At 70.5% G+C, this 24,300-nt stretch carries 26 protein-coding genes; 9 read left to right on the top strand and 17 right to left on the bottom strand.

The window, feature by feature from the left end; all coding sequences use genetic code 11:
• Nucleotide 1: 1 nt before the first annotated feature.
• Nucleotides 2-367, bottom strand: coding sequence for a YciI family protein (locus LCH29_RS41475; RefSeq protein ID WP_446466855.1), 366 nt, complete (start codon nt 365-367; stop codon nt 2-4).
• A gap of 122 nt (nt 368-489) precedes the next feature.
• Between LCH29_RS41475 and LCH29_RS41470 the strand changes: the two genes are divergently transcribed.
• Nucleotides 490-1,080: a TetR/AcrR family transcriptional regulator gene (locus tag LCH29_RS41470; RefSeq protein WP_446466854.1), complete on the top strand. Its 591-nt coding sequence runs from the start codon at nt 490-492 to the stop codon at nt 1,078-1,080.
• Between the two features lie 77 nt (nt 1,081-1,157).
• Here the strand turns inward: LCH29_RS41470 and LCH29_RS41465 are convergent, their stop codons facing one another.
• Genes LCH29_RS41465 through LCH29_RS41455 form a run of 3 tightly spaced genes read right to left on the bottom strand, consistent with a single transcriptional unit; the run spans nt 1,158 to nt 3,694 of the window.
• On the bottom strand, nt 1,158-1,958 hold the full coding sequence (locus LCH29_RS41465; RefSeq protein WP_446466853.1) for a WbqC family protein: 801 nt from the start codon (nt 1,956-1,958) through the stop codon (nt 1,158-1,160).
• Nucleotides 1,909-2,598: a YdcF family protein gene (locus tag LCH29_RS41460; RefSeq protein WP_446466852.1), complete on the bottom strand. Its 690-nt coding sequence runs from the start codon at nt 2,596-2,598 to the stop codon at nt 1,909-1,911. The genes LCH29_RS41465 and LCH29_RS41460 overlap by 50 nt, the downstream gene beginning before the upstream one ends.
• 13 nt (nt 2,599-2,611) lie before the next feature.
• The gene (locus LCH29_RS41455) at nt 2,612-3,694 is read right to left on the bottom strand and encodes a helix-turn-helix domain-containing protein (RefSeq protein WP_446466851.1); all 1,083 of its coding nucleotides are present in this window, start codon (nt 3,692-3,694) and stop codon (nt 2,612-2,614) included.
• A gap of 121 nt (nt 3,695-3,815) precedes the next feature.
• Here LCH29_RS41455 and LCH29_RS41450 point away from each other — a divergent pair, with 121 nt between their 5' ends.
• From LCH29_RS41450 to LCH29_RS41435, 4 genes are read left to right on the top strand one after another with little or no spacing between them, the layout of a single operon-like run.
• Entirely contained in the window at nt 3,816-4,223 is a 408-nt protein-coding gene (locus LCH29_RS41450; RefSeq protein WP_446466850.1) for a hypothetical protein, read from the top strand.
• Nucleotides 4,223-4,750, top strand: a complete 528-nt coding sequence (locus LCH29_RS41445) for a hypothetical protein (protein ID WP_446466849.1) — start codon at nt 4,223-4,225, stop codon at nt 4,748-4,750. Before LCH29_RS41450 ends, LCH29_RS41445 begins: the two co-directional genes overlap by 1 nt.
• Nucleotides 4,660-5,784: an adenosylhomocysteinase gene (locus LCH29_RS41440; protein WP_446466848.1), complete on the top strand. Its 1,125-nt coding sequence runs from the start codon at nt 4,660-4,662 to the stop codon at nt 5,782-5,784. The genes LCH29_RS41445 and LCH29_RS41440 overlap by 91 nt, the downstream gene beginning before the upstream one ends.
• Nucleotides 5,785-5,795: 11 nt before the next feature.
• Nucleotides 5,796-6,338 carry an NUDIX hydrolase gene (locus tag LCH29_RS41435; protein WP_446466847.1) on the top strand — a complete coding sequence of 181 codons (543 nt, stop codon included), beginning with the start codon at nt 5,796-5,798 and terminating at the stop codon, nt 6,336-6,338.
• A gap of 93 nt (nt 6,339-6,431) precedes the next feature.
• Here LCH29_RS41435 and hemB read toward each other — a convergent pair whose 3' ends face one another.
• The 5 genes from hemB to LCH29_RS41410 are packed head-to-tail and all read right to left on the bottom strand — an operon-like array spanning nt 6,432 to nt 12,406.
• On the bottom strand, nt 6,432-7,436 hold the full coding sequence (gene hemB, locus LCH29_RS41430) for a porphobilinogen synthase (protein ID WP_446466846.1): 1,005 nt from the start codon (nt 7,434-7,436) through the stop codon (nt 6,432-6,434).
• A complete protein-coding gene (locus tag LCH29_RS41425) occupies nt 7,433-9,097 on the bottom strand; it encodes a uroporphyrinogen-III synthase (RefSeq protein WP_446466845.1) in 1,665 nt (554 codons plus the stop codon). Before LCH29_RS41425 ends, hemB begins: the two co-directional genes overlap by 4 nt.
• Nucleotides 9,094-10,062: a hydroxymethylbilane synthase gene (gene hemC / locus LCH29_RS41420; protein WP_446466844.1), complete on the bottom strand. Its 969-nt coding sequence runs from the start codon at nt 10,060-10,062 to the stop codon at nt 9,094-9,096. The genes LCH29_RS41425 and hemC overlap by 4 nt, the downstream gene beginning before the upstream one ends.
• A complete protein-coding gene (locus LCH29_RS41415; protein ID WP_446466843.1) occupies nt 10,059-11,561 on the bottom strand; it encodes a glutamyl-tRNA reductase in 1,503 nt (500 codons plus the stop codon). Before LCH29_RS41415 ends, hemC begins: the two co-directional genes overlap by 4 nt.
• Nucleotides 11,558-12,406: a redox-sensing transcriptional repressor Rex gene (locus LCH29_RS41410; RefSeq protein WP_446466842.1), complete on the bottom strand. Its 849-nt coding sequence runs from the start codon at nt 12,404-12,406 to the stop codon at nt 11,558-11,560. Before LCH29_RS41410 ends, LCH29_RS41415 begins: the two co-directional genes overlap by 4 nt.
• A 349-nt stretch (nt 12,407-12,755) precedes the next feature.
• On the opposite strand from LCH29_RS41410, the gene LCH29_RS41405 reads away from it, so the two are divergent.
• From LCH29_RS41405 to LCH29_RS41390, 4 genes are all read left to right on the top strand, one after another.
• The gene (locus LCH29_RS41405; protein WP_446466841.1) at nt 12,756-13,034 is read left to right on the top strand and encodes a glutaredoxin family protein; all 279 of its coding nucleotides are present in this window, start codon (nt 12,756-12,758) and stop codon (nt 13,032-13,034) included.
• 96 nt (nt 13,035-13,130) lie between these two features.
• Complete coding sequence (locus LCH29_RS41400; RefSeq protein WP_446466840.1) at nt 13,131-14,054, top strand: HAD family hydrolase; 924 nt, start codon at nt 13,131-13,133, stop codon at nt 14,052-14,054.
• 648 nt (nt 14,055-14,702) lie between these two features.
• Complete coding sequence (locus LCH29_RS41395) at nt 14,703-15,542, top strand: ECF subfamily RNA polymerase sigma factor, BldN family (RefSeq protein WP_446466839.1); 840 nt, start codon at nt 14,703-14,705, stop codon at nt 15,540-15,542.
• A gap of 204 nt (nt 15,543-15,746) precedes the next feature.
• Nucleotides 15,747-17,009 (top strand): DUF5667 domain-containing protein, encoded by a 1,263-nt coding sequence (locus LCH29_RS41390; RefSeq protein ID WP_446466838.1) that lies wholly within the window; start codon nt 15,747-15,749, stop codon nt 17,007-17,009.
• Between the two features lie 205 nt (nt 17,010-17,214).
• On the opposite strand, the gene LCH29_RS41385 is transcribed toward LCH29_RS41390, so the two are convergent.
• The 8 genes from LCH29_RS41385 to LCH29_RS41350 form a co-directional block, all read right to left on the bottom strand.
• On the bottom strand, nt 17,215-18,258 hold the full coding sequence (locus tag LCH29_RS41385) for a lysophospholipid acyltransferase family protein (RefSeq protein WP_446466837.1): 1,044 nt from the start codon (nt 18,256-18,258) through the stop codon (nt 17,215-17,217).
• A gap of 13 nt (nt 18,259-18,271) precedes the next feature.
• Nucleotides 18,272-19,315, bottom strand: coding sequence for an NAD-dependent epimerase/dehydratase family protein (locus tag LCH29_RS41380; RefSeq protein ID WP_446466836.1), 1,044 nt, complete (start codon nt 19,313-19,315; stop codon nt 18,272-18,274).
• 195 nt (nt 19,316-19,510) lie between these two features.
• Nucleotides 19,511-19,609, bottom strand: a complete 99-nt coding sequence (locus LCH29_RS41375) for a 30S ribosomal protein bS22 (RefSeq protein WP_003948845.1) — start codon at nt 19,607-19,609, stop codon at nt 19,511-19,513.
• 122 nt (nt 19,610-19,731) lie between these two features.
• A complete protein-coding gene (locus LCH29_RS41370) occupies nt 19,732-19,941 on the bottom strand; it encodes a helix-turn-helix domain-containing protein (protein WP_014053989.1) in 210 nt (69 codons plus the stop codon).
• A gap of 131 nt (nt 19,942-20,072) precedes the next feature.
• On the bottom strand, nt 20,073-20,888 hold the full coding sequence (locus LCH29_RS41365; RefSeq protein WP_446466835.1) for a phosphatase: 816 nt from the start codon (nt 20,886-20,888) through the stop codon (nt 20,073-20,075).
• A 257-nt stretch (nt 20,889-21,145) separates the two neighbouring features.
• The gene (locus LCH29_RS41360) at nt 21,146-22,318 is read right to left on the bottom strand and encodes an acetoin utilization protein AcuC (protein ID WP_446466834.1); all 1,173 of its coding nucleotides are present in this window, start codon (nt 22,316-22,318) and stop codon (nt 21,146-21,148) included.
• Complete coding sequence (locus LCH29_RS41355) at nt 22,287-23,498, bottom strand: MFS transporter (protein ID WP_446466833.1); 1,212 nt, start codon at nt 23,496-23,498, stop codon at nt 22,287-22,289. The genes LCH29_RS41360 and LCH29_RS41355 overlap by 32 nt, the downstream gene beginning before the upstream one ends.
• A 25-nt stretch (nt 23,499-23,523) precedes the next feature.
• Complete coding sequence (locus LCH29_RS41350) at nt 23,524-24,180, bottom strand: HAD family hydrolase (protein WP_446466832.1); 657 nt, start codon at nt 24,178-24,180, stop codon at nt 23,524-23,526.
• Nucleotides 24,181-24,300: the final 120 nt, after the last annotated feature.

Genomic DNA, 24,300 nt, shown 5'->3' with positions numbered 1-24,300 from the left:
CCTACCGAGCCAGCTCGGCGAGGCGCTGGAGCAGCGCTGCGTCGCCGGTACCGGCCCGGCTCGACTCCTCGGCGAGCACCCCGAAGATCGGGTCCCACCGGGTGACCGTCATCTCCTGCACCTGCCCCTCCGCCATGTACGGGTCGGTGTCGACGACCGCGCGCAGCGCCTCCTCATCGGCAGCCGCGAACACCAGCAACGCGGTCCGCTCCCACCCCTCACCCCGCGTTTCCGCCCCGGCGGTCGGCCCCGAAGCACGCAACTCGCCCGACTCCACGCGCTCGACCAGCCACCGCAGGTGTGCCTCGAGGTGGCGCGCCCAGCCGGTGGGGTCGCGGTGGACGTATGTGACGACGAAGTGCGGCATGGCAGTTCCTTTCGCTGTTCCCGGGGCCGTCCGACGGCGACGGCGTTGCGCCACCGCCCAGCTCAAACTAAAGTGAAACATCACTTTAGTTTGATCGGCAAGCCCGGAGGAAAGGCCCACCCATGACCCTGGACCGCCCCCGGCGCCCCCGCAGCGCCCGGGCTCACGACGCCGTACTGGCGGCCACCAGCGCCCTCATGCGCGAGGACGGCATCACCGCGATCACCATCGACCGCATCGCCGCACGGTCCGGTGTGAGCACGGCCACCATCTACAAACATTGGCCCTGCAAGGCCGCGATCATCGCGGAGGCGTTCGGCCGTGACACGGCCGAGGTGGTGGCGCTCCCCGACACCGGCCGCCCCATCGACGATCTGGTCACGTACGCCACCGACCTGCTGACCCACTACACCAGCCCGGAAGGCGCCCTCTTCGCCCAGTTGCTGGCGGCCTGCGCGACCGAACCGCAGGCGGCGCCGTACTTCCACGAGTTCTTCCTGATGCCCCGCCGGGCGGCCGTCGAGCCGTTCTGGGACCGCGCGGCCGAAGCGGGCCTGACCCGCCCGGGCGTGGACGCCGCCGCGGCCACCGACGTCCTCCTGGGCGCACTCGTCTTCCGCCTGATGTCCGGCCACGGCTCGCTCTCCCCCGACGAGGTGCGCAAGCTGGTGGACCACGCCCTCCACGGCCTCCTCGCCCCGGCCGGGCCGTAGAGGGTTCAGGAACCGACCAAGGAGCACTGCGCCCGACCGGCGACTTCTCACGCCGAGCCAGGTGCGCCGGAGCCCGGCTATGCGTACAGGCGGGGCGCCTCCCGCAGCTCCGTGGCCACGCTGTGCAGTGCCTCGGTAAGGCGGCTCAATCCGATGGATGCGAGTGCCCACAGCGCACTGACTTCCCGAGCAAAGTCCCAAACGGGGGTAACGGCAGGCGTGTGGAAGGGCACTACCGAGATGCCGAGTTCGGCGAACGGCTGTTTCTCGAGGTAGTGCATGCCGCCCGTGCCGCAGAGGTAGACAGTGCTCCCAGTGGCTACGGCGAGGTCAGCAAGACGCTGCGACCGTCCCTTACGGGCCGGCAGGGTGCCGCTGCGCAGAACCTCGCCACGCCATCCAACCGACGCCAGCAAGGCGAGGGCAGACGCCTCGGCGATGTCTGCTGTGCTGTCCGTCGTACCGAAACGCTGGAGAACGGGATCGAGAACGGCCAGTACGGCCTGCCAATGGCGACTACGGCCATAGTGCTGGCGGACGAGTTCGGCACATCTGCGACGACATCGGTGAGGATCGGCAAGACGGGCCTCGGAGATCAGCGTGTCGCGCCCTCGCGGAAGGTGTGTCGACAATGACAGCCACTGGCGGGCGTGGGGATCACTTAAGCTCGCCAGCCGGGCGCGATGCTGGTAGTCGCGTCGTGCGAACTGCACGTCATCGAGGATGATCCACCGATCGGCGGCATACAACTTCGCCAGAGTCGACAGCCGAGGGAACAAGTTCGGCTGGTGGATGGCGCACACAGCGCCCAGCCGCGTGGATGTCGACTCAGGATGTGAGGAGTCGGCTGTCGAATCCGGAACGAAGGAGTCGCTCATAGGCGGCAAGGACATCATCCGGCACTTCCTGCTCGATGGCGAAGTCCGACTTCGGGTACTCGATCACTCGTTGCAGGTCACCGACCATCGTGTCGATGACCAACTTTTCGTCGCCGATGGTCTTGACGTAATCGGCGAAGTCCAGGGGGTCGGAAGCACACACGACCTCGACCTCGGGCCACACTTTGCGGCAGGTCGCGTACGCGCGCCGCTCCATGTACGGCATGGCGATCAGCATCACGGAATCGACCTCGACGCCTGCCTTACGCAGTACCTCACGCGAGAACGTAATGTTCTGCCCGGTGTTTGCAGCCTTCGGCTCAAGAAGGATTGCGTCAACGGGCACACCGAGACCGAGCGCGTGCTCACGGAAGTGCACGGCCTCGCCGCGCGGGTAGAGGGGCGCCGTCGTCGGGCTGTTGCCACCGCTGAACACGAGTGTGGGAAACAAACCGGCGTGGTACTGCCTGGCCGCGAACGTCGCCGCTCCGAGATCGTGGCTGCCGAGGCAGATCGCCACCGAGCAGGGGCGCGGCTCGTGCCTCATCTGGTGAAAATTCCAAATCAACTCGGCGTCGTTCCACTGGGCATCGGCAATCATGCGGTGCTCTCGATCCGGCACGGGCACTCCCTGGTTCATCCTCGCTGGCCACTTACCTCGACATTGCAACCGGCGGGCCGTCAAACGACCGCCGGATGCCCTCGATGCTGCGTAGCTGGTGGCTGAGCCCGTAGTGCCTCGCCACTTGCGCCGCGCCGTCGAGGACGGAAAACCCATCATCCCGGGTGGCCGGGTCGGACAGAAGGATGTGCCCGTGTGCGGTGTCCAGCCGCACGCACTGCATGGGAGAGTCGACCGTGGCGGAAGAACGCGCGATGTCGATGTATTGGAGTGCTTGAGTGAGGTCACCGGCTCCGCGGTAGGCAAGTGCGATCTTCTGATGCGCGACCGACCAATCCTCGGGCTCCGCCAGGTCCTCGAAATCGTGGGTCGTGGCCGTCATCACCTTGACCGCGTAGTCATTACTCCCGCCCTTACTGAGGGCCGTGCCCACCCATAGACGGGCCCGGGCACGGTCGCGCCCACTCAGGCGCTCGTCGGTGGCGAGCCGCTCGTACTGCCGGGCGGAGACATCGAGCTCCCCTGTCATCTCGTCGACCACAGCAAGCGACAACTCAATCTGCGCGACGCGACGCGGAATGTCGAGTTCAGCGAACAGGCTGCGTGCGGTGTTGTACGAGTGGCGCGCCGAGAGCGGACCGAGGGTCGCGCCCTGGTCACGTTGGAGGTCGCCCAGGAGGACCAGCGACCGACCGTAGAGGTACAGGCCCTTGTCGTCGAAAGAACGCGGGTCGTGGTGTCCGATCCACCGATTCAACAGGTGGTACGCGAACGAGAAGTTCTGACGGCTCAGACACACGACAGCTCGGTCGATGTCCTCCGTCCACGTCTCGTAGTCCGCTACCCGAACCGCGGCCCTCCCCTCGCGGGCGTCCGTGGAACCGGAGAGGAGCACGTCGAAACGCCCGTGCGCCAGCGAGTCAGCGCGCGAGAGTGCGGTGTCGAGGATGGCCTGCGTATCCGGCCTCGGAATGGTGTCCGCACCGAGCTTCTCCCACTTCGCCACCGTGCGCAGAGCGACCCCCAGGTGCTCAGCGAATGCACGCGTACTCATCCGGAGCGCAGCGCGCAGAGCGCTCGCTTCGCGGCCGGTCCACTGCTGCACGCTCATCACGGACTGCCTCCCTCTTGTCACGTTATGGAAGCACGCTCCCTGATGACTATGACGCGGAAGTGCAACGGAAGTACAACAACCGGTCATTTCACATCCGTTGGTTCGCCGCGATGCTCAAGCCATGGAAGACATCACAGAGCGACGCCCGGTGGACGGTCCTCACGTATACGGGTATTTGCGCCGAACGAGCTGCAAGGCCCGGGCAACCGCCCTCGCCGACTCGCTCGCCGAATACTGCCGACAGCACGAGCTGACTCTGTCCGGACTCTTCACCGAGTACGGGCCGGTCGCCGAGGTCCGATCGCCGGCTTTCATCGGGCTGCTCGATGTTCTCGCGTTGCCGCACACGTACGGCGTGGTCCTGCCCGCGCGTAGCCACCTGGGCCCCAACCGCATCGCGGTGGAGCGCGAACGGCAGATCGCCGGGACAAGCACGCGCCTGATCATGGTCCGCTCCACCAAACCGAGGCACGGCGGCATGCGCCTCGTCGATGCCGGTCGCATCGTCCCGCAGAGAGGAGGCACGTGATGTGCCTGCGCGAGGCGCTGCGCGCCGCTCCGCTCATCGAGGACCTCGCATCCGGCTTGCACCTGCTCGCGGTCGGCCACGAGTGGGACGTCGCACGGGTGCCCGCCGACGTCGGATTCCTCGCCCTCGCCCGGCTCAGAGAGGTAGGGGACCGGATCGGCCCGGTGCTTTATGACCGGCCGGGCGAGCGTCTCTACTTCGCCGTTCCGACCGGTAGCCGGGGCGGATGGACCGACTCGCCGGTACGGCTGCTGTCAAAGGGCTCATGGCTGGTCGCCCCGAATCCGTACCGGTGTGACGAGTGGTTCGGCGGATGGTGCGAGTTGCCCCACGACGAGAGGCTCACCGCACTCGACAGGCTGTGCTGGGCCCTGGAGCAAGCACAGTCCGACTCAGTACGACAAACCAGGGCAGCGGCAAAGGAGAAGAAGCAGGAATGGAGACCTTCGAACGTGCTCATCTTGACGCCTACTTCGGACGCGTCACCGCGCGCTTCGCTGCCGACGAGCAGGCGGCGTCGTTCCTGATCACACACCTTCTTCCCGAGCGTCCGGCGTTCGTGCGTGCCGTGGCGAGCGTGACCGACCTGCGCGCCGTACTGCCCAAGCCGAAGTCCGTACGAATCGAGGCACTGCGCCAGGTCGAGGCCGATGGGCACGCCTGCGACAGGCTGACCCGTGAGATGTTCGTCGATGTCGACCGCTCCGTGCGCTACGTCGAGGCGCGGGCGGCCGGCCGCCCGGTCGTCCTGCTCGATGTCGGCGGGTACTTCGCACCAGCCCTTGGCGCACTGTGTGACCGCTTCTCGGGCCGCATCCTGGGCGTGGTCGAAGACACTGAAAACGGACACAAGCGGTACGCCGATCTGGAAAATCTGCCATGCCCGGTCGTGTCCGTGGCCCGCTCGCCCCTGAAAGACCCTGAAGACTTCCTCGTCGGACAGTCGGTCGTGTTTTCGACTGAGGCACTCATGCGCAGCCGCGGCGACATCCTTCATGGCCGTACGGCACTGGTGATCGGCTTCGGAAAGCTCGGTTCGAGCATTGCCCGCCTGCTGCACGCCAAGGGCGTACGGGTGACCGTCTACGACATCGACCCCGTGCGCCGCACGCAGGCGCTCTCGCAGGGCTTCACCGTGGCCCGCGACCGGGTGAGCGGCCTGGGGGAAGCCGGTCTCGTACTGTGTGCGACCGGCTCCCTCGCGCTGCGCGGCGAGGACTTCCCCCGGCTGCGGAACGGGGCGTATGTGGCGACCGTGACCAGTAGCGAGGACGAGCTCGAGCTCGGCGGATTGCCGGACGTGTACGAGCGCGCCCAAATCGGCGAGAACGTCACCCGGTACCTCACCACCGGCCACTACTTCTACCTGCTCAACGGGGGCAACGCCGTCAACTTCCTGCACGGAGCCAGCGTGGGACCGTTCATCTTCCTCGTACAGGCCGAGATCCTGGTCGCTTCCACCATGCTCGCCCGCGGTGAGCTGGCCCCCGGTATGCATGAGATCAACCCGGCCGACCGTGCCGCCATCGCAGCGACGTGGCTTGACTACTTCAACCGATAGGAGATCTACCCGTGCCCATCACGGCCGAACACATCCGTGAGACCGTCGACGACTACCTCAAGAACTACCCAGACGAGAAGCAGCGGCTCGCACCCCTCCTCGACCTCCTCGACGTCGGGGCCGACCTCACCTCACGCAAGGAGTTCCGGGGGCACGCCACGGCCGGGGCGATCCTCACCGACCCCACCGGCCGCGTGCTCCACATCCGGCATCTGGCCCTCAACCGCTGGTTGCTGCCCGGCGGGCACATTGAGGCTGACGACGCCCGGCTCGTCGACGCGGCGCAGCGCGAGCTGACGGAAGAGACCGGCATTCCCTCGTCCGTTGTCGTCCCGGTCGGCACGCGCCCGTTGCACGTCGACGTGCACCCCATTCCTGCGAACGACGCCAAGGGCGAGCCCGGGCATCAACACGTCGACTTCCGCTTCCTCTTTCGCACCTCGGCTGATGTCGTCGAGCTCCAGACCGAAGAAGTCACCGCCGCAGCTTGGCACGATGCCGAGACCATCGCGGATGAGACGCTACGCAACCGCGTGATGCAAGCCCTAGGCTGACCGGCCGACCGCCCAGAGTCATTGGGCTGACGATATGAGAACGGGCCGGAGGCGCAGGGTGCGCCTCCGGCCCGTACAGCGTGGCGGGAAGAACTACTCCCCGCGGTTCAGCCGCTGGGCGACCTCCGTTGCCCAGTAGGTGAGGATCATCCCGGCGCCCGCGCGGCGGATCGAGGTGAGGGATTCCATGATGGCGCGGTCGCGGTCGATCCAGCCGTTGGCGGCGGCCGCTTCGATCATCGCGTACTCGCCGGAGATCTGGTACGCGGCCACCGGGACGTCCACCGCGTCGGCGATGCGGTGGAGGATGTCCAGGTACGGCAGGGCGGGCTTGACCATGACCATGTCGGCGCCCTCGGACAGGTCCAGCTCCAGCTCGCGCAGGGACTCGCGGGCGCCCCGCGGGTCCTGCTGGTACGTCTTGCGGTCGCCCTTGAGGGACGAGCCGACCGCCTCGCGGAACGGGCCGTAGAAGGCGGAGGCGTACTTGGCGGTGTACGCCAGGATCGAGACGTCCTGGTACCCGGCGCCGTCCAGGGCCTCGCGGATGACGCCGACCTGGCCGTCCATCATGCCGCTCGGGCCGACCGTGTGGACGCCCGCGTCGGCCTGGACGCGGGCCATCTCGGCGTAGCGCTCCAGGGTGGCGTCGTTGTCGATCCGGCCCTCGGCGTCCAGGACGCCGCAGTGGCCGTGGTCGGTGTGCTCGTCCAGGCACAGGTCCGACATGATCACGAGGTCGTCGCCGACCTCGGCGCGCACGTCGCGGATGGCGGCCTGGAGGATGCCGTCCGGGTCGGTGCCGGGGGTGCCGACGGCGTCCTTCTTGGACTCCTCCGGCACCCCGAACAGCATGATCCCGCCGAGGCCCGCCGCGACCGCGTCGGCCGCGGCCTTCCGCAGGCTGTCCCGGGTGTGCTGGAGGACGCCCGGCATCGACTGGAGCGGCACCGGCTCGCTGACGTCCTCCCGCACGAACGCGGGCAGGATCAGCTCGGCCGGGTGCAGCCGGGTCTCGGCGACCATGCGCCGCATCGCCGGTGTCGTGCGCAGCCGACGGGGCCGGGCCCCGGGGAAGGTGCCGTACCGCGTGCTCAAGAGCGTGCCCTCCTTCGCGATCCGGGCCGTCGCTCGCTCGGGCGCGTGACCGGGTCCCCGGCCTCGACCGCGGCCTGGCGCCGCGCCGCGCCGAAGTCCGCGAGCGCCTCGGCCAGCTTGAGCACCGAGGGCTCGGGCGACAGCACGTCCACCCGCAGGCCGTGCTCCTCCGCGGTCTTCGCGGTGGCCGGGCCGATACAGGCGATGACAGTGACGTTGTGCGGCTTGCCCGCGATGCCGACGAGGTTCCGCACGGTGGACGACGAGGTGAAGAGCACCGCGTCGAACCCGCCGCCCTTGATCGCCTCACGGGTCTCGGCCGGCGGCGGCGAGGCGCGCACGGTGCGGTACGCGGTGACGTCGTCGACCTCCCAGCCCAGCTCGATCAGCCCGGCGACCAAGGTCTCGGTGGCGATGTCGGCGCGCGGCAGGAACACCCGGTCGATCGGGTCGAAGACCGGGTCGTACGGCGGCCAGTCCTCCAGCAGCCCGGCAGCGGACTGCTCACCGCTGGGCACCAGATCCGGCTTCACACCGAAGTCGATCAGCGACTTGGCGGTCTGCTCGCCCACGGCCGCGACCTTGATCCCGGCGAACGCGCGGGCGTCGAGCCCGTACTCCTCGAACTTCTCGCGCACCGCCTTGACCGCGTTGACCGAGGTGAAGGCGATCCACTCGTAGCGCCCGGTGACCAGGCCCTTGACCGCGCGCTCCATCTGCTGCGGGGTACGCGGCGGCTCGACGGCGATCGTCGGCACCTCGCTGGGCACCGCGCCGTACGAACGCAGCTGGTCCGAGAGCGAGGCGGCCTGCTCCTTGGTGCGCGGCACCAGGACCTTCCAGCCGAACAGCGGCTTGGACTCGAACCAGGACAGCTGATCGCGCCGCTCGGCCGCGCCGCTCTCGCCGACGACCGCTATCACGGGCTGCGAGCCCTGCGGCGACGGCAGCACCTTCGCCGACTTCAGCACCTGCGCGATCGTGCCGAGCGTCGCCGTCCAGGTGCGCTGGCGGGTGGTCGTGCCCGCCACGGTGACCGTCAGCGGGGTGTCCGGCTTGCGGCCCGCGGACACCAGCTCGCCCGCGGCGGCCGCGACCGTCTCCAGGGTGGCGGAGACGACAGCCGTCGAGTCGGACGAGCCGACCTCGCTCCAGCAGCGCTCGTCGGCGGTGCGGGCGTCCACGAAGCGCACATCGGCGCCCTGGGAGTCCCGCAGCGGCACCCCCGCGTAGGCGGGCACGCCCACCGCGGACGCGACACCCGGGACCACCTCGAAGACGATGCCCTCGGCGGCGCACGCCAGCATCTCGTCGGCGGCGTATCCGTCCAGGCCAGGGTCGCCCGCTACCGCACGGACGACCCGCTTGCCGCCGCGCGCGGCCGCCATGACAAGATTGGTGCTGTCCCGCAATACCGGGACGTCGGCGGTGCCTGACGACGCATCAGGGTCCGCCTGCCCTGGCGTGCCCTGAGCTTCCGCGGCCACGCCCGGCCTGACGTGCGTACGTACCACGTCGAGCACGTGCGGATCGGCGATCAGCACGTCCGCGGCCGCCAGAGCCTCCACGGCCCGCAGCGTCAGTAGGCCCGGGTCTCCTGGGCCGGCACCGAGAAAGGTGACGTGCCCGCAGCCGGGGTGATTCGGGGCATTGGGGTTCAAAGTGCTCGCTCCCCCATAAGACCGGCCGCACCCTTGGCGAGCATCTCGGCGGCGAGTTCGCGACCGAGGTCCGCGGCCTGATCGGGCGACGCGGGTACGGGACCGGTGGTGGACAGCTGCACCAGCGTCGAGCCGTCGGTCGTGCCGACGACGCCGCGCAGGCGCATTTCGGTGACAACCTGACCGTCGCCCAACAGGTCGGCCAGCGCCCCCACAGGTGCGCTGCAGCCGGCCTCCAGGGCGGCGAGCAGGGAACGCTCGGCGGTCACGGCGGCCCGCGTGTGCGGGTCGTCGAGTCCGGCGAGCAGGGCAGTCATCTCCGCGTCGTCCGCGGCACATTCGACTGCCAGAGCCCCCTGGCCGGGGGCGGGCAAAACATGGTCGGCGTCGAGGATCTCGGTCGCCTCGCCGATCCGCCCGAGGCGGGTCAGCCCGGCGGCGGCGAGCACCACGGCGTCCAGGTCACCGGAGCGGACGTAGCCGATCCGGGTGCCGACGTTGCCGCGGATCGGCACGGTCTCGACATCGAGCCCGAACGACCGCGCCCACGCGTTGAGCTGCGCGGCACGGCGCGGCGATCCGGTGCCTATCCGGGCGCCGGGCGGCAGCTGTTCGAAGGTGAGGCCGTCGCGCGCGATGAGCGCGTCGCGCGGGTCCTCGCGCCGCGGGATCGCGGCCAGGGTCAGGCCCTCCGGCTCGGCGGTCGGCAGGTCCTTCAGCGAGTGGACGGCGAAGTCGATCTCGCCGCCCAGCAGCGCCTCGCGCAGCGCCGAGACGAAGACGCCGGTGCCGCCGATCTGCGCGAGCTGCTCGCGCGAGACGTCCCCGTACGTCGTGATCTCGACCAGCTCGACGGGGCGGCCGGTCAGCTCGCGCACCGCGTCGGCTATCAGGCCGGACTGGGCCATGGCGAGCGCACTGCGGCGGGTCCCCAGCCGCAGCGGGGTGGCGGGGGCGGTGGTCATGCCCGGCCTCCCTTCGGGTCGTTCGGTTCGGCGGCGCCCGCCGGGCCCGAGCCGCTGGTGTCGGCCCGGCTGACGGCGGCAACCGCCTGGGGGTCGAGGTCGAAGAGCTCGCGCAGCGCGTCCGCGTAGCCCGCGCCGCCCGGAGTGCTCGCCAGCTCCTTGACCCGCACGGTGGGCGCGTGCAGCAGCTTGTCGACGACCCGGCGCACGGTCTGGGTGATCTCCGAGCGCTGCTTGTCGTCCAGATCGGGCAGGCGTCCGTCGAGCCGGGCGATCTCACTCGCGACGACATCTGCCGCCATGGTACGCAGCGCGACCACGGTCGGCGTGATGTGCGCGGCGCGCTGGGCCGCTCCGAAGGCGGACACCTCGGCGGAGACGATTCCGCGGACCTTGTCGACGTCGGCGGCCAGCGCGACCGCGGACGACCCCGAGTCGTCGGCAGGGGTGGCGGCCGCCTCGGCGAGGGACTCGATGTCGACCAGCCGCAGCCGCTCGATCCGGTGCGCCGCCGCGTCTATGTCGCGCGGCATCGCCAGGTCCAGCAGCGAGACGGTGGCGGCGTGCCCGCCGGAGGGGCAGCCCGCCCGCTGGGTGAGGGCGGTGCGCAGATCGTCCTCGGTCAGCACCAGGCCGGTCGCGCCCGTACAGGAGACGACGATGTCGGCGTGCGGCAGCTCGTTCGCCACCCGGTCGCGCGGCACGGCGCGGGCGATCAGGCCGGGCCGCTGGTCCGGGGCGGCCTCGCGCGCGGCGTCGGCCGCGAGGTCCGCGACGGCGACGGCGGCGCCCAGCCCGGCGTGCTGGCCCGCGAGGGACTCGGCGAGCCGCAGGGCCCGCTCCAACGTCCTGTTGGCGATCACCAGTTCTGCCACACCGGCGCGGGCGAGGGTCGTCGCGGCCAGCGAGGACATCGACCCGGCGCCGATCACCAGCGCCCGCTTCCCGGCCGCCCACTCCGAGACGGGCCGGTCCCCGGCCAGCTGCTCCAGGCCGAAGGTCACCAGCGACTGCCCGGCCTTGTCGATCCCGGTCTCGCTGTGCGCCCGCTTGCCGACCCGCAGCGCCTGCTGGAAGAGGTCGTTCAGCATCCGGCCCGCGGTGTGCAGCTCCTGCCCGAGGGCGAGCGCGTCCTTGATCTGGCCGAGGATCTGGCCCTCTCCGACGACCATCGAGTCCAGCCCGCAGGCCACCGAGAAGAGGTGATGAACGGCCCGGTCCTCGTAGTGGACGTAGAGATACGGAGTCAGCTCGTCCAGGCCGACACCGGTGTGCTGGGCGATCAGGGTGGACAGTTCGGCCACTCCGGCGTGGAACTTGTCCACATCGGCGTACAGCTCGATCCGGTTGCACGTGGCCAGCACCGCGGCCTCGGTGGCGGGCTCGGCGGCGAGCGTGTCCTGCAACAGCTTCGCCTGCTCGTCCCCCACCAGGGCAGCGCGCTCCAGCACGCTCACGGGCGCGCTGCGGTGACTCATTCCGACGACGAGGAGACTCATGCCGGCATCACGGCGGGCACATCCCCGTCAGGTCCCTGCCGATTGCCGTCGCCACTGTGGCCACCGGTGCCGCCGGACCCGCCGGCGGCCGGGCGGTGCGAGACGGCGGCGGACGGCTTGGGCGTCGTCGCGACACCCGGCTCGCCGGTCCCGGCCGTCTCCCGCTCGGGAGGGGTGGCCTCCTCGCCCGCCTTGCGCTGCTCGTGGAAGGCGAGGATCTGAAGCTCGATGGAGAGGTCGACCTTACGGACGTCCACACCCTCCGGAACGGACAGCACGGTGGGCGCGAAGTTGAGGATCGAGGTGATCCCGGCCGCGACGAGGCGGTCACAGACCTGCTGGGCGGCGCCGGCCGGGGTGGCGATGACGCCGATCGACACCCCGTTGTCGTCGATGATCTTCTCCAGCTCGTCGGTGTGCTGCACCGCGATGCCCGCGACCAGCTTCCCGGCCATCGCCGGATCGGCGTCGATCAGCGCGGCGACCCGGAAGCCACGGGAGGCGAAGCCGCCGTAGTTGGCGAGCGCGGCGCCGAGATTACCGATACCGACGATCACGACCGGCCAGTCCTGGGTGAGGCCGAGCTCCCGCGAGATCTGGTAGACGAGGTACTCCACGTCGTAGCCGACTCCACGGGTGCCGTACGAGCCGAGGTACGAGAAGTCCTTGCGCAGCTTGGCCGAATTGACCCCGGCGGCGGTCGCGAGTTCCTCGGAGGACACCGTGGGCACCGAGCGCTCGGAGAGCGCGGTCAGGGCGCGCAGATACAGCGGTAGCCGGGCGACGGTGGCCTCGGGGATTCCTCGGCTTCGGGTCGCCGGTCGGTGAGTTCGGCCAGTTGCCACGGTGCTCCTGCGGGTAGAGCGGGGCTGCGGGCGGCCGGCTGGCGTGACGCCGCCCCATCGACAGCAGGCTATGTCTTTGTGAACGCGTGCACAAAGATGGTGTCCGCTTTGTCCGAGCAAAGTGACCGGTGTCACGCGACCTTTCGCCCTGGCCACGGAACCACCACCAGCGTCGCACCGTTCCCCATGGGCGCGCACGCACCGTGGAGACGCCGAGGGGAGCACGGGCTCTCACTCCTCACCGTTTTACCCCCGGACAGCAACAAATCGCCCACGATGGTAAACCGCTCCGGGCCCCACAGCCGAACTGATCGCCCCGCGCCCCGGCAGGGGCGGGCATCATGGGGGCATGAGTCCGCTGTTGCGCCGTAGCCACCGCAAGAAGCCCAGCGAGCGCACCGTGACGCTGATCGGCAAGCCCGACTGCCACCTCTGCGAGGACGCCGAGGCCGTGATCGAGAGGGTCTGCGGCGAGCTGGGCACCCCCTGGGAGAAGAAGGACATCACCCAGGACGAGGAGCTGCACCGGAAGTACTGGGAGCAGATTCCGGTTGTCCTGGTCGACGGCGCCCAGCACGACTTCTGGCGGGTCGACCCCAAGCGGCTGCGCGCCGCCCTCGGCGGCTGACGGCAGCCCCCGCGCCCGCCCCCCTTTCGCGTAACCTGAATCCGCGCGACACCGGGGCGTAACGGGAAGCTCCGAAGGCGTGGCTATGCTCGCTCCATGGCCGCACTGGGATGGTTCACCCGACGTCGACAGCCCGCCACGGAGCGGAGTGTCCTCGCCGGAGAGGCATCGGCCGAGGCGGCACGCAAGTCGTCGGCCGAGACTGCCCCGCCACCGACCGCCGCCGAGCCGGAGTTCCCCGTCGTCGGGGACGAGCAGGCCGCCGCCTTCTTCGACCTGGACAACACGGTCATGCAGGGCGCCGCGCTCTTCCACTTCGGCCGCGGCCTCTACAAGCGGCACTTCTTCCGCAAACGCGAGCTGGCCCGCTTCGCCTGGCAGCAGACGTGGTTCCGGATGGCCGGAGTCGAGGACCCGGCCCACATGGAGGACGTGCGCAGCAGCGCGCTGTCGATCGTCAAGGGCCACCGGGTCGCCGAGCTGATGTCGATCGGCGAGGAGATCTACGACGAGTACATGGCCGACCGCATCTGGCCCGGCACCCGCGCCCTCGCCCAGGCCCACCTGGACGCCGGGCAGCGGGTGTGGCTGGTGACCGCGGCCCCCGTCGAAACCGCCACGATCATCGCCCGTCGGCTGGGACTGACCGGGGCGCTGGGGACGGTGGCCGAGTCCGTCGGCGGCGTGTACACCGGCAAACTGGTCGGCGAACCGCTGCACGGCCCCGCGAAGGCGGAGGCCGTCCGCGCGCTGGCGGCGGCCGAGGGGCTCGACCTGAGCCGCTGCGCCGCGTACAGCGACTCCTCCAACGACATCCCGATGCTGTCGATCGTCGGCCACCCCTACGCCGTGAACCCCGACGGGCAGCTGCGCAAGCACGCCCGCGAGCGCGGCTGGCGGCTGCGCGACTACCGCACCGGCCGCAAGGCGGCCCGCATCGGCATCCCGGCCGCGGCCGGGGTGGGTGCGGTGGCGGGCGGCACGGCGGCCGCCGTGGCCCTCCACCGCCGCAGGCGCTAGGGGGTGTCCTCTCGCTGCGTTGTCGGGGTCGCCCGAGTAGGCCCGCCCCCGGACTCCGTCCGGGAGGTGCCCCCGCGAGGGCGACCCTCCGCCTTGCGATCGCACGCTCCCCCGGCTACCGCCGAGAGGTGCCCCCTGACGCCGCGGGCTGATCCGACGCGACTGTGCGGACACCCCTAGTTCGCCCCAGGGGCATCTCCCGCCCCCGGAGGCACCTCCCGCACCGTGACCCACCGTCGCCGTACGAGGGTGACCGGGCATGCCCGCCCTTGACCGATTGTCGCGCTGCGTGACGGCATGGGCAGCGATACGGACGGTCATCGGACGATCGCGTCCGTCCCGTTTCAGACAATCCGCGTTTGGTGCCCCATAGCGCCCTCGCCAGTCCCCTTACCGCCGGTTTGTCACAACACGCCATACCAGCGCACAACCAGCGAACCTTTCCGATCAACTCCCATACTTCATTCGACACTTGATCCGTCATCAACCCATAACGAAGCAGACGGAAACGATGATTTGAGCAACTGGGTGTAGCGCCGCCTATACGAAGCGTTATTCTCCTTAGACGCAAACCGGTACCCACGCGTCCCTACGGCGGGTGAACGGTCCCGTACTGCACGTGATGGAAGCTCTGCCTCTGGGAGTCCCGTGTACCCACACGTCGGGGTTGACGCCTCGGGCCTGGCTACGCTGCGCGCAACGGTCCTCGACTGTCTGCGCGGCTTCGTCCCCACCGCGTATGCCGTCCCCGCCCTCGCCCTCGCCTCGCCCGTGCCCGCCGGTGCGGCCGGCCCCGCCCGTCCCGCCGGTCCGTCCGACGGCACGGTCAGCCGGTCCGGCACCGCCGGTCCCTGCTATGCGCTCACGGACGGCGGGGCAGCGGTCGGCAGACGTTCCCGCGGCTCCACCTCCACCGCCCGGCGGCCCGGCGCCGACAGCGACAGCCGCCGGATGATGGACCTCGTGGAGCGCGCCCAGGCGGGCGAGGCCGAGGCCTTCGGGCGCCTCTACGACCAGTACGCCGACACGGTGTACCGCTACATCTACTACCGGGTCGGTGGCCGGGCCACCGCCGAGGACCTCACCAGCGAGACGTTCCTGCGCGCCCTGCGCCGCATCGGGACCTTCACCTGGCAGGGCCGCGACTTCGGCGCCTGGCTGGTGACGATCGCCCGCAACCTCGTCGCCGACCACTTCAAGTCCAGCCGCTTCCGGCTGGAGGTCACCACCGGCGAGATGCTCGACGCCAACGAGGTCGAGCGCAGCCCGGAGGACTCCGTCCTGGAGTCCCTCTCCAACGCGGCGCTGCTCCAGGCGGTGCGAAAACTCAACCCGCAGCAGCAGGAGTGCGTGACCCTCCGCTTCCTCCAGGGCCTCTCGGTCGCCGAGACCGCCCGCGTCATGGGGAAGAACGAGGGCGCGATCAAGACCCTCCAGTACCGGGCCGTGCGCACCCTGGCGCGGCTGCTGCCGGACGACGCCCGCTGACCCCGGGAAGCGCGGGCGCGACGTGTGGTCCGATCATCGGGAGGGCGTAACCCCTGTGCTGCGCCGCTCGTTGTGGGAGATGCAGGCGCCTCGCGGTCGTACCCTGCCCGTAGTCCCCTCACTCGATCGGGTGGACGCGCGCATGGCACGGAACCTCCAGGTGTCCTGGGGAGTCGACCGTCACGAGAAGAGGAGGTGCCGCCCGTGATCGCGAACGTATCGGCGCACCGGCGGGCGAACGCCTTCGCCGAGGCGCTGGAGGCCCTGGAGGCTCTGGAGAGCCGGCACCGGGCGTCCCAGGACACGACCGGGGCGACCGCGACAGCGGCCGCCGCCGAACCGTCCGGCCCGGCGGCGGACAGCCCCGGCCAGCAGCAGCGGCTGGTGGGCCTGGCGCGGCAGCTCGGCGAGCTGCCCGCGCCGACACTGTCCGCCGACGTCAAAACCACCCAGCGGGCCCAGCTCATCGCCGCCATGGAGGCCGCCTTCGCGGACGGCGCGTCCCGCGTCCCCGAGCAGCGCCGCCGCAGCAGCGGCGCCCACCGGGCGAAACCCCCGATCGCCAGACTCCGGCCCCGCTCCCGCTGGTCCAAGGGGCTCGCGGCCGGGGGGCTCACCGTGGGAGTCGCGGCGGGCGCGTTCGGCGGAGTCGCCGCGGCCAGCTCCGACGCCCTCCCGGGCGACACCCTCTACGGGTTCAAGCGGGGCATGGAGGACCTGAAGCTGGAGATGGCCGACGGCGACGCCGACCGCGGCCGGATCTATCTGGACCAGGCGTCCACCCGGCTGAGCGAGGCGCGTCGGCTGATGGAGCGGGCCCGCTCCGGCGACCTCGACCACGACCAGCTCGGCGAGATCCGCCGGGCCCTGTCCGGGATGCGCCATGACGCGTCCGAGGGCCACCGGCTGCTGCGCGGGGTGTACAAGCGGGACGGCTCGCTCGGCCCGATCCGGGAGCTGTCCACCTTCGCCACGGCGCACCGCGACGGCTGGAGCCGGTTGCGCGAGCAGCTGCCGGTCCAGCTCATGGACGTCGGCGAACAGGTCAGCTCGGTCTTCGACGCCATAGACGATGAGGTCGGTCCGCTGCGCTCGCTGCTGCCCACCTCCCGGGAGCAGCACGGGCAGTCCGGCCAGCCGAGCGGCGAGCTGCCACCGCGCCCCGGCGCGGTGGAGCCGGAGCGCGGCCAGTCGGCGTCCTCCTCGGCCACCCCGAGCCACAGCCGCCCCGGTGACGCCTCCGCCAAGCCGCACCCGTCGGCGTCGGCCACACCCGAGGAGCAGGGCGGCCTGGTGGGTGGTGCCGGTGGTCTGCTGGAGCCCCCGACCGGCGCGGCGACGCCGAGCCCGTCCACGGGCAAGGGCGACACGGGTGGCGGCAAGCCGTCCCAGCCGGACATCACCATCCCGCCGCTGCTGCCCGACCTGCTGCCGGGTCTGGATCTCGACGGCGACGAGACGAGGTGATCGTTCGGGGTCCGGCAGCGCCGGGCCCCGAACGCCGTCACCTTAAAAGAACACCGAGCGGCGCTGCACCAACAGCTTGGCCCTCCCGTTCTGGCCACCCTCGCATTGCTCGGCCCTGGGGGCCTCCCGAGCTTCGGCGGGCCGCGCCGGACTCCGTCCGTCGGTCTGGAGCTCGCGCCGCGCCACGGCCTCGCCCCTGAGCGCCTCAGAAAAACACCGAGCGGCGCTGCACCAACAGCTTGTACAGCGTGTGCTGGATCGTTTCCCTTACCTGATCCGTGAGGTTGAACATCAGCATCGGGTCGTCCGCGGCCTCCGGCGGGTGTCCGTCCGTCGGGATGGGCTCACCGAACTGGATCGTCCACTTCGTCGGCAGCGGCACCGCCCCCAGCGGGCCGAGCAGCGGGAACGTCGGCGTGATCGGGAAGTACGGAATCCCCAGCAGCCGGGCGAGCGTCTTCGCGTTCCCGACCATCGGGTAGATCTCCTCCGCGCCCACGATCGAGCACGGCACGATCGGCGCCCCGGCGCGCAGCGCCGTCGAGACGAAGCCGCCCCGCCCGAACCGCTGGAGCTTGTACCGGTCCGCGAACGGCTTCCCGATGCCCTTGAAGCCCTCCGGCATCACCCCGACGACCTCGCCGCGCTCCAGCAGCAGCTGGGCGTCCTCGGAGCAGGCGAGGGTGTGACCGGCCTTACGGGCCAGCTCGTTGACGACCGGCAGCACGAAGACCAGGTCGGCGGCGAGCAGCCGCAGATGGCGCTGGGCCGGGTGGTTGTCGTGCACCGCGACCTGGAGCATCAGCCCGTCCAGCGGCAGCACCCCGGAGTGGTTGGCGACCACGAGGGCGCCGCCCTTCTCCGGAATGTTCTCGATGCCCTTCACCTCGACCCGGAAGTACTTCTCGTACATCGGGCGGAGCATGGACATCAGCACCTGGTCGGTGAGGTCCTCGTCGTAGCCGAAGTCGTCGACCTCGTACTCGCCGGTGATCCGGCGGCGCAGAAAGCTCAGCCCGTGGGCGAGCTTGCGCTCCCAGTCGCCGCCGCCGGGGGCCCGCTTGGGCGGGTGCGGAGGCGGTGGCGGGGCGGCCGCCGCGGCGGTCTCGGGGTGGTGCTCCAGCTCCTCGTCGCGCTGCTGCGGTACGGGCTTCAACGGGCCCTGGGACCGGTTCGAACGGCCCGTGCGCAGCCCCTTCCGCCGGGACCGGGGTTCCTCACCGAACGGAATGACCTTGGCATCCGCCATGGTGGTGCGCTCCTCATTTCTGGGCTCCGGCGGGCAGCAGTGCACCGAGCCGGTCGATGGTACGGGCGAGGGTCTCGGGCGGGAGCAGCCCGGGACCGCGGCTGTGCACATAGTCCGCGAAGGCGCCCGCGGTGGTGTACTCGGGGTCGAATCCCAGCGTCTCGCGCATCTGGGTCGTGGCCACCACCCGGCCGTGGGTGAGCAGCCGGACCTGCTCGGGCGAGAAGTCGGTGATGCCGAGGGACCGCAGCGCGGTGCGGGCCCACCGCAGGGTCGGCAGCAGCAGCGGCAGGGTGGGGCGGCCGAGGCGGCGGGCGGCCTGGGAGAGCAGCAGCACCCCGTCGCCCGCGATGTTGAACGTGCCGCTGTTGAGCGTGCCGCGGCGCGGCTCGGAGGCGGCGATCCGCAGCACCTCGAGGGCGTCCTTCTCGTGGACGAACTGGAGTCGCGGGTCGTAGCCGATGACGGTGGGCAGCACCGGCAGCGCGAAGTACTCGGCGAGCGGGGAGTCCGCGCACGGCCCCAGGATGTTGGCGAAGCGCAGCACGCACACCGCGACGTCGGGGCGGCGCCGGGCGAAGCCGCGTACGTACCCCTCGACCTCGACGGTGTCCTTGGCGAAGCCACCGCTCGGCAGCGACTTGGGCGGGGTGGTCTCGCTGAAGACGGCGGGGTCGCGGGGCGCGGAGCCGTACACGCTGGTGCTGGATTTCACCACCAGCCGCCGGACCGACGGCGCCTTCTGGCAGGCACCGAGCAGCTGCATGGTGCCGATGACGTTGGTTTCCTTGACCGAGGTGCGATTTCCGCGGGCGCCCAGCGGGGTGCCGTTGATGTCCATGTGGACGACGGTGTCGACGCCGAATTCGGCGAGGAGTTTCCCGATCGTGGGGTGGCGGATGTCGGCCCGGACGAAATCGGCCCCGCCCAGCTGGTGTTCGGGAGCGACCGCGTCGACTCCGATGACCCGGTCGACGTCCGGCTCACGCTGTATGCGCCGTACGAATCGGCCCCCCAGCCGGCGGGCGACTCCGGTGACGAGCACGACCTTTCCCAAGATCAGCGCCTTCCTTCCCACCCTCGTCCGAGTTTTCCGAGCTGGGCTGTGCGGAACACCGTAACCGCTCGATGTTGCGCTGTGATGACCACTCGCCGCGCGGTGCGACGTTTTGAGCCGAGGGCCCCGCCGGACGCACCGCAGCCCTTCCACCATGGGTGGAAGGGCTGCGGGACGAACACAGCGCCGCTGGTCCTACTTCTTGTTACGACGCTGGACGCGCGTGCGCTTGAGCAGCTTGCGGTGCTTCTTCTTCGCCATCCGCTTGCGCCGCTTCTTGATAACAGAGCCCACGACTACCCTCGCTCACTTCGATTCACTCGGTGCGGGGCGTCCGAGCCCACACGACCTACATCGGGCCAGCCTACCCGCCACCGGGCGAACCACGTAATCCGAGGGGCGTCGGCCTAAGTGGCCTAAGCGGACTCCACCCCCACATAGGACTCGCGGAGGTACTCATGCACCGCTTGCTCCGGGACCCGGAAGGACCTGCCCACCCTGATCGCCGGCAGATGACCGCTGTGCACCAATCGGTACACGGTCATCTTGGAGACTCGCATCACCGAGGCGACTTCCGCCACGGTCAGAAACTGAACCTCATTCAGAGGCCGTTCGCCAGCAGCCATGACACACCACCTGAACCTTCCGCACATGTCGGGCACCGGCTTCCCCTCCGGTGACTCCTGCTCGCATGCGCGCTCATCCCCAGGTTAGGGGCGGGTGATGCGAGTGGGGAAGAGGAGTAGCGATCGCACGCCTACTGTGACAGACACGCTCGATTGAGTACATAGCGAGTAAGCGGCCGGTAGTAACCAGACCGCACAGCGTCATCAAGTGGAACGGCGACGGACACCTGTCCCTCGGCCTCCCCGACGAACAGCGCGGGGTCGTCGGTGTCGCCCAGCCCGATGGCCGCAAACCCCAGTTGACCTGCTCCGCAGACCCATCCATGGTCCCCGATCACCAGCCCGGGGAGGGGCCCGCCGGACTCCGCGGCACAGGCGAGGGCGACGCGAACCGGGAGGGGCGAGTGGCTGTGGGCGCCCGGCTCACTCGCGGTCGGCCGGGCGCCGGGTTCCCGCACCATCGCGACTCCCCGTACGTAGGTGAGCTGGTACGTACGTACGCCAAACCGAGTCGTTATGTCGACACATCTACCCTCCGCTGGGGTGAGGATCCGGCATCCGGCCGCCGAGAGGGCCGCCGCCAACGCGGCGTAGAAACCCAGGAGACGGTGGGGGTGGCCGGTGCCCAGGAGCACCGGCGCCCGGGTCTCCGCGGCCACCCGGAGCCGGTCCGCGAAGGTCTGGAGGGCGGCGATCGTACGCTCCGGGTCGATCACATCGTGACCGGAGACATCCGCCGGGTTGACCGAAACCCCGCATTTACTCCCCATGAGGCGAAGCAATTCGGCGAAGGACCAGTCGTATTCGGGCTCCAGGCCCAGCAGCACCCGGGGGTCACGGGCGGCGAAGAGCCGATAGCGGCGCAGGCTCTCCTCCCGGCTGGTGGCCACCGGCCCGGCGAGCCGCGCCGCCAGCAGATGCGCACGCAGCGCGGCGGTACTCAACACCCCACCGATGCTGCTGGATCACCGTCCGCGCCCGAAGGGGAACGCCCCGAGGGGGTGTCTTGTCGGTCAGGCCGGATCAGCGAGCGGCGTCAGGGGGCACCTCCCAGCGGTAGCTGGGGGAGCATCGCAACCCGCGTGAGGAGAGCGCAGGGGGCACCTCCCAGCGGTAGCTGGGGGAGGCGCGGAGCGCGACGAGCGCGGGGCCGCGAGGTGCCGTGCCAGGCGTCGGGAGCCCGGCATGACCGGCGAGACACCCCCTAGGGCAGCAGGCCGTGGTGAGGGAAGACGGCCCGCCGGGTCGCCAGAATCGCCTGGTCCAGGCGGTCCGCCGGGTCGTAGCCGGACTCGGCGAAGTCCTGCCAGCGCGGCTCACGCCCGTCCGTCATCCGCCGCGGCGCCTCCAGCCGGGTCCGCCGGTACACCTCGTGCCGCCACTCCTCCGGCACCTCCGCCTCCGGCGCCACCGGACGCCCCGCCGCGATCGCCACCAGATGCGTCCACGACCGCGGCACCACCTCCACCACCGCGTAGCCGCCGCCCCCGAGGGCCACCCAGCGCCCGTCCGCGTACTCGTGCGCCAGCCGGTGGCAGCTCTCCGCGACCGCACGCTGCGCGTCCACGGTCACGCCCAGGTGCGCGAGGGGGTCCTCGATGTGGGTGTCCGCGCCGTGCTGGGTCACCAGCGCCTGCGGGCGGAACGCGGCCAACAGCTCCGGCACCACCGCGTGGTAGGCCCGCAGCCAGCCCGCGTCCCCGGTCCCGGCCGGGAGCGCCACGTTCACCGCCGAGCCCTCGGCGCCCTGGCCGCCCGTCTCCTCGGGCCATCCGGTCTGCGGGAAGAGGGTGCGCGGATGCTCGTGCAGCGAGATCGTCAGCACCCGCGGATCGTCCCAGAAGGCCGCCTGCACACCGTCGCCGTGGTGCACGTCGACATCCACGTACGCGACCCGCTCGGCGCCCAGCTCCAGCAGCCGGGCCACCGCCAGCGCCGCGTCGTTGTACACACAGAACCCGGCGGCGCCGCCGGGCATCGCGTGGTGCAGCCCGCCCGCGAAGTTCACCGCGTGCAGCGCCTCACCGCGCCAGACGCTCTCCGCCGCGCCCACCGACTGCCCGGCGATCAGCGCCGACGCCTCGTGCATTCCGGCGAACGCCGGGTCGTCCATGGTCCCGAGCCCGTACGAACCGTCCGCGGCCGCCGGATCGACCGACGCCCGCCGCACCGCCTCGATGTACTCCTGGCGGTGCACCAGCCGCAGCGTCGAGTCGCCGGCCGCCTTGGCGGCCACCACCTCGACCGCCCGGTCGAGCCCGTACGCCTCCACCAACCTCATGGTCAGCGCGAGCCGGACCGGGTCCATCGGATGCCCGGCACCGAAGTCGTACCCGGTTACTTCCTCATCCCACATCAACTGTGCGCGGCCGCTCATGCCCGTCACCGTATCGGGCCGGTACAGCCGTGAACGACCTCGCATGGACCAACGTCACGAGGACGAGCGCCATCGGCACGAGCATCGCCCCGCGGTAGTTCCACGCACCCCCCAGCGCGCCCACGAGCGGCGAACCGATCAGAAAGCCCACGTAATTGAAAATGTTCAGGCGCGCGATGGCCGCGTCCGAGGCCCCGGGGAAGAGCCGCCCGGCGGCGGCGAACGTCTGCGGCACCAGGACGCACAGCCCGAGCCCCAGCAGCGTGAACCCGAGCATCCCCACCCAGGCCCCGGGCGCCGCCGCGACCACGGCGAACCCGCCCGCCGCGAGCAGCGCCCCGGCCCGGACGACGGCGGCCGCGCCGAAGCGCCGAACCCCGAGGTCGCCGAAGGTACGGCCGAGGAGGGTGGTGACCATGTAGACGTTGTACGGCACCGTCGCCAGCTGATCGGAGCTGTGCAGCACGTCCTCGAGGTACTTGGCGGACCAGTTGGAGACCGTGGAGTCGCCGATGTAGGCGAAGGTCATGACGAGGCAGAGCGGCAGCAGCAGCTTCATGTTCACCGCCCCCGCCTCGTTCGTGTCGCCCTCTCCGCCGGGGCCGTCCTTGTCGTCCGCGAACCAGCGGCCCGCGACGAACGCCACGGGCACGAGGACCGCCACCAGCGGCGCGTAGAGCGCGGCCAGCGGCAGGTCCCAGTGCGCGCCCGCCCAGGCGAGCGACGCCCCGGCGATCCCGCCCAGGCTGTACGCGGCGTGGAAGCCGAGCATGATGCTGCGCCCGTACGCGCGTTGCAGGCTCACCCCGAGCATGTTCATCGACGCGTCGAGCGCCCCGACGGTGAGGCCGAAGACCGCGAGCGCCACGGCGAGCTGCCACACCGCCGTGCCGGAGCCCGCCGCGAGCAGGGCGAGCGAGACGACGGGCTGGACCCCGCGCAGCACCCGCCCCGGCCGCACGCGCTTGACGAGGTGCTCGGTGGCGACGCTGCCCACACCGGCCAGTACGGGCACGGCGGCGAGGAAGAGGGGCAGCAGTCCGTCGGATATCCCGTAGCGGTCCTGGAGCGCGGGTATCCGGGTCACGAGCAGAGCGAAGATCGCGCCCTGGGCGAAGAAGCTGATGGCCAGCGAGGCCCGGCCATGCCGCAGCCGCGGGCCCTGGCGCGTATCCGTCATGGCCGAGGAGCGTAGGCCCCTGGAGCTACCTGTGGGTAGAGCTGAGCAGTATTCGCAGTTCGGCCATGTCCGAGAAGTAGGCGCAGGCGCCTGGGAGCCGGTCTGCCGGGGTCATGGCCGTGTAGCCGTACGCGTCCATCCCGGCCGCCAGCGCGGCGCGCACGCCGAGGGGGCTGTCCTCGACGACGGCACACCGCTCGGGGGCGGCGCCCATGCGGCTCGCCGCGTGGAGGAAGAGGTCGGGGGCGGGCTTGCCCCGGCCCACGTCCTCGGAGCTGAAGATGCGGTCCTCGCCGAAGTAGTCGTAGAGCCCCGTCTTCCGGAGGGCGACCCGTATGCGCTCATGGCTTCCGGAGGAGGCGACGCAGTACGGGATCCCCTCCGCCCGCAGCCCGTTCAGCGTCGTGGCGACCCCGGCGACGGGCTCCAGCTCACGGCGGAAGGCGTCGAAGACGCGGGAGTGGAAGGTGGCGTCGAAGTCGGCGGGCAGTCGCTGCCCGGTGCGCTCCAGGACCAGGTCGTGGATGCGGTGCATGGCGGATCCCATGTAGTCCCGCAGGGAGTCCTCGTAGCTGGTGGGGTGTCCCAGTTCGGTGAGATAGCCCGCGAGGAGCCGATTGGAGATCGGCTCGCTGTCGACGAGCACTCCGTCGTTGTCGAAGATGACCATGTCGTAGCGCATGGCGTGCAGCTTACAAAGACGAAAAGGCCCTGTTGGGAGCTTGAAGCTCCCAACAGGGCCTTTTCCAAAAATTGTTCGGCGGCGTCCTACTCTCCCACAGGGTCCCCCCTGCAGTACCAT

Source organism: Streptomyces sp. BRA346, from assembly GCF_052851135.1.
Note: the sequence above shows the minus strand (reverse complement) of the source record. Positions and strands in the feature narration are given on the sequence as shown.

What these genes read in the sequence shown, in the direction of transcription:
- LCH29_RS41475 (WP_446466855.1), bottom strand. Translation starts at nt 367, where the DNA reads ATGCCGCACTTCGTCGTCACATACGTCCACCGCGACCCCACCGGCTGG.
- LCH29_RS41470 (WP_446466854.1), top strand. Translation starts at nt 490, where the DNA reads ATGACCCTGGACCGCCCCCGGCGCCCCCGCAGCGCCCGGGCTCACGAC.
- LCH29_RS41465 (WP_446466853.1), bottom strand. Translation starts at nt 1,958, where the DNA reads ATGAGCGACTCCTTCGTTCCGGATTCGACAGCCGACTCCTCACATCCT.
- LCH29_RS41460 (WP_446466852.1), bottom strand. Translation starts at nt 2,598, where the DNA reads ATGAACCAGGGAGTGCCCGTGCCGGATCGAGAGCACCGCATGATTGCC.
- LCH29_RS41450 (WP_446466850.1), top strand. Translation starts at nt 3,816, where the DNA reads ATGGAAGACATCACAGAGCGACGCCCGGTGGACGGTCCTCACGTATAC.
- LCH29_RS41445 (WP_446466849.1), top strand. Translation starts at nt 4,223, where the DNA reads ATGTGCCTGCGCGAGGCGCTGCGCGCCGCTCCGCTCATCGAGGACCTC.
- LCH29_RS41440 (WP_446466848.1), top strand. Translation starts at nt 4,660, where the DNA reads ATGGAGACCTTCGAACGTGCTCATCTTGACGCCTACTTCGGACGCGTC.
- hemC (WP_446466844.1), bottom strand. Translation starts at nt 10,062, where the DNA reads ATGACCACCGCCCCCGCCACCCCGCTGCGGCTGGGGACCCGCCGCAGT.
- LCH29_RS41415 (WP_446466843.1), bottom strand. Translation starts at nt 11,561, where the DNA reads ATGAGTCTCCTCGTCGTCGGAATGAGTCACCGCAGCGCGCCCGTGAGC.
- LCH29_RS41405 (WP_446466841.1), top strand. Translation starts at nt 12,756, where the DNA reads ATGAGTCCGCTGTTGCGCCGTAGCCACCGCAAGAAGCCCAGCGAGCGC.
- LCH29_RS41400 (WP_446466840.1), top strand. Translation starts at nt 13,131, where the DNA reads ATGGCCGCACTGGGATGGTTCACCCGACGTCGACAGCCCGCCACGGAG.
- LCH29_RS41385 (WP_446466837.1), bottom strand. Translation starts at nt 18,258, where the DNA reads ATGGCGGATGCCAAGGTCATTCCGTTCGGTGAGGAACCCCGGTCCCGG.
- LCH29_RS41370 (WP_014053989.1), bottom strand. Translation starts at nt 19,941, where the DNA reads ATGGCTGCTGGCGAACGGCCTCTGAATGAGGTTCAGTTTCTGACCGTG.
- LCH29_RS41360 (WP_446466834.1), bottom strand. Translation starts at nt 22,318, where the DNA reads ATGAGCGGCCGCGCACAGTTGATGTGGGATGAGGAAGTAACCGGGTAC.
- LCH29_RS41355 (WP_446466833.1), bottom strand. Translation starts at nt 23,498, where the DNA reads ATGACGGATACGCGCCAGGGCCCGCGGCTGCGGCATGGCCGGGCCTCG.
- LCH29_RS41350 (WP_446466832.1), bottom strand. Translation starts at nt 24,180, where the DNA reads ATGCGCTACGACATGGTCATCTTCGACAACGACGGAGTGCTCGTCGAC.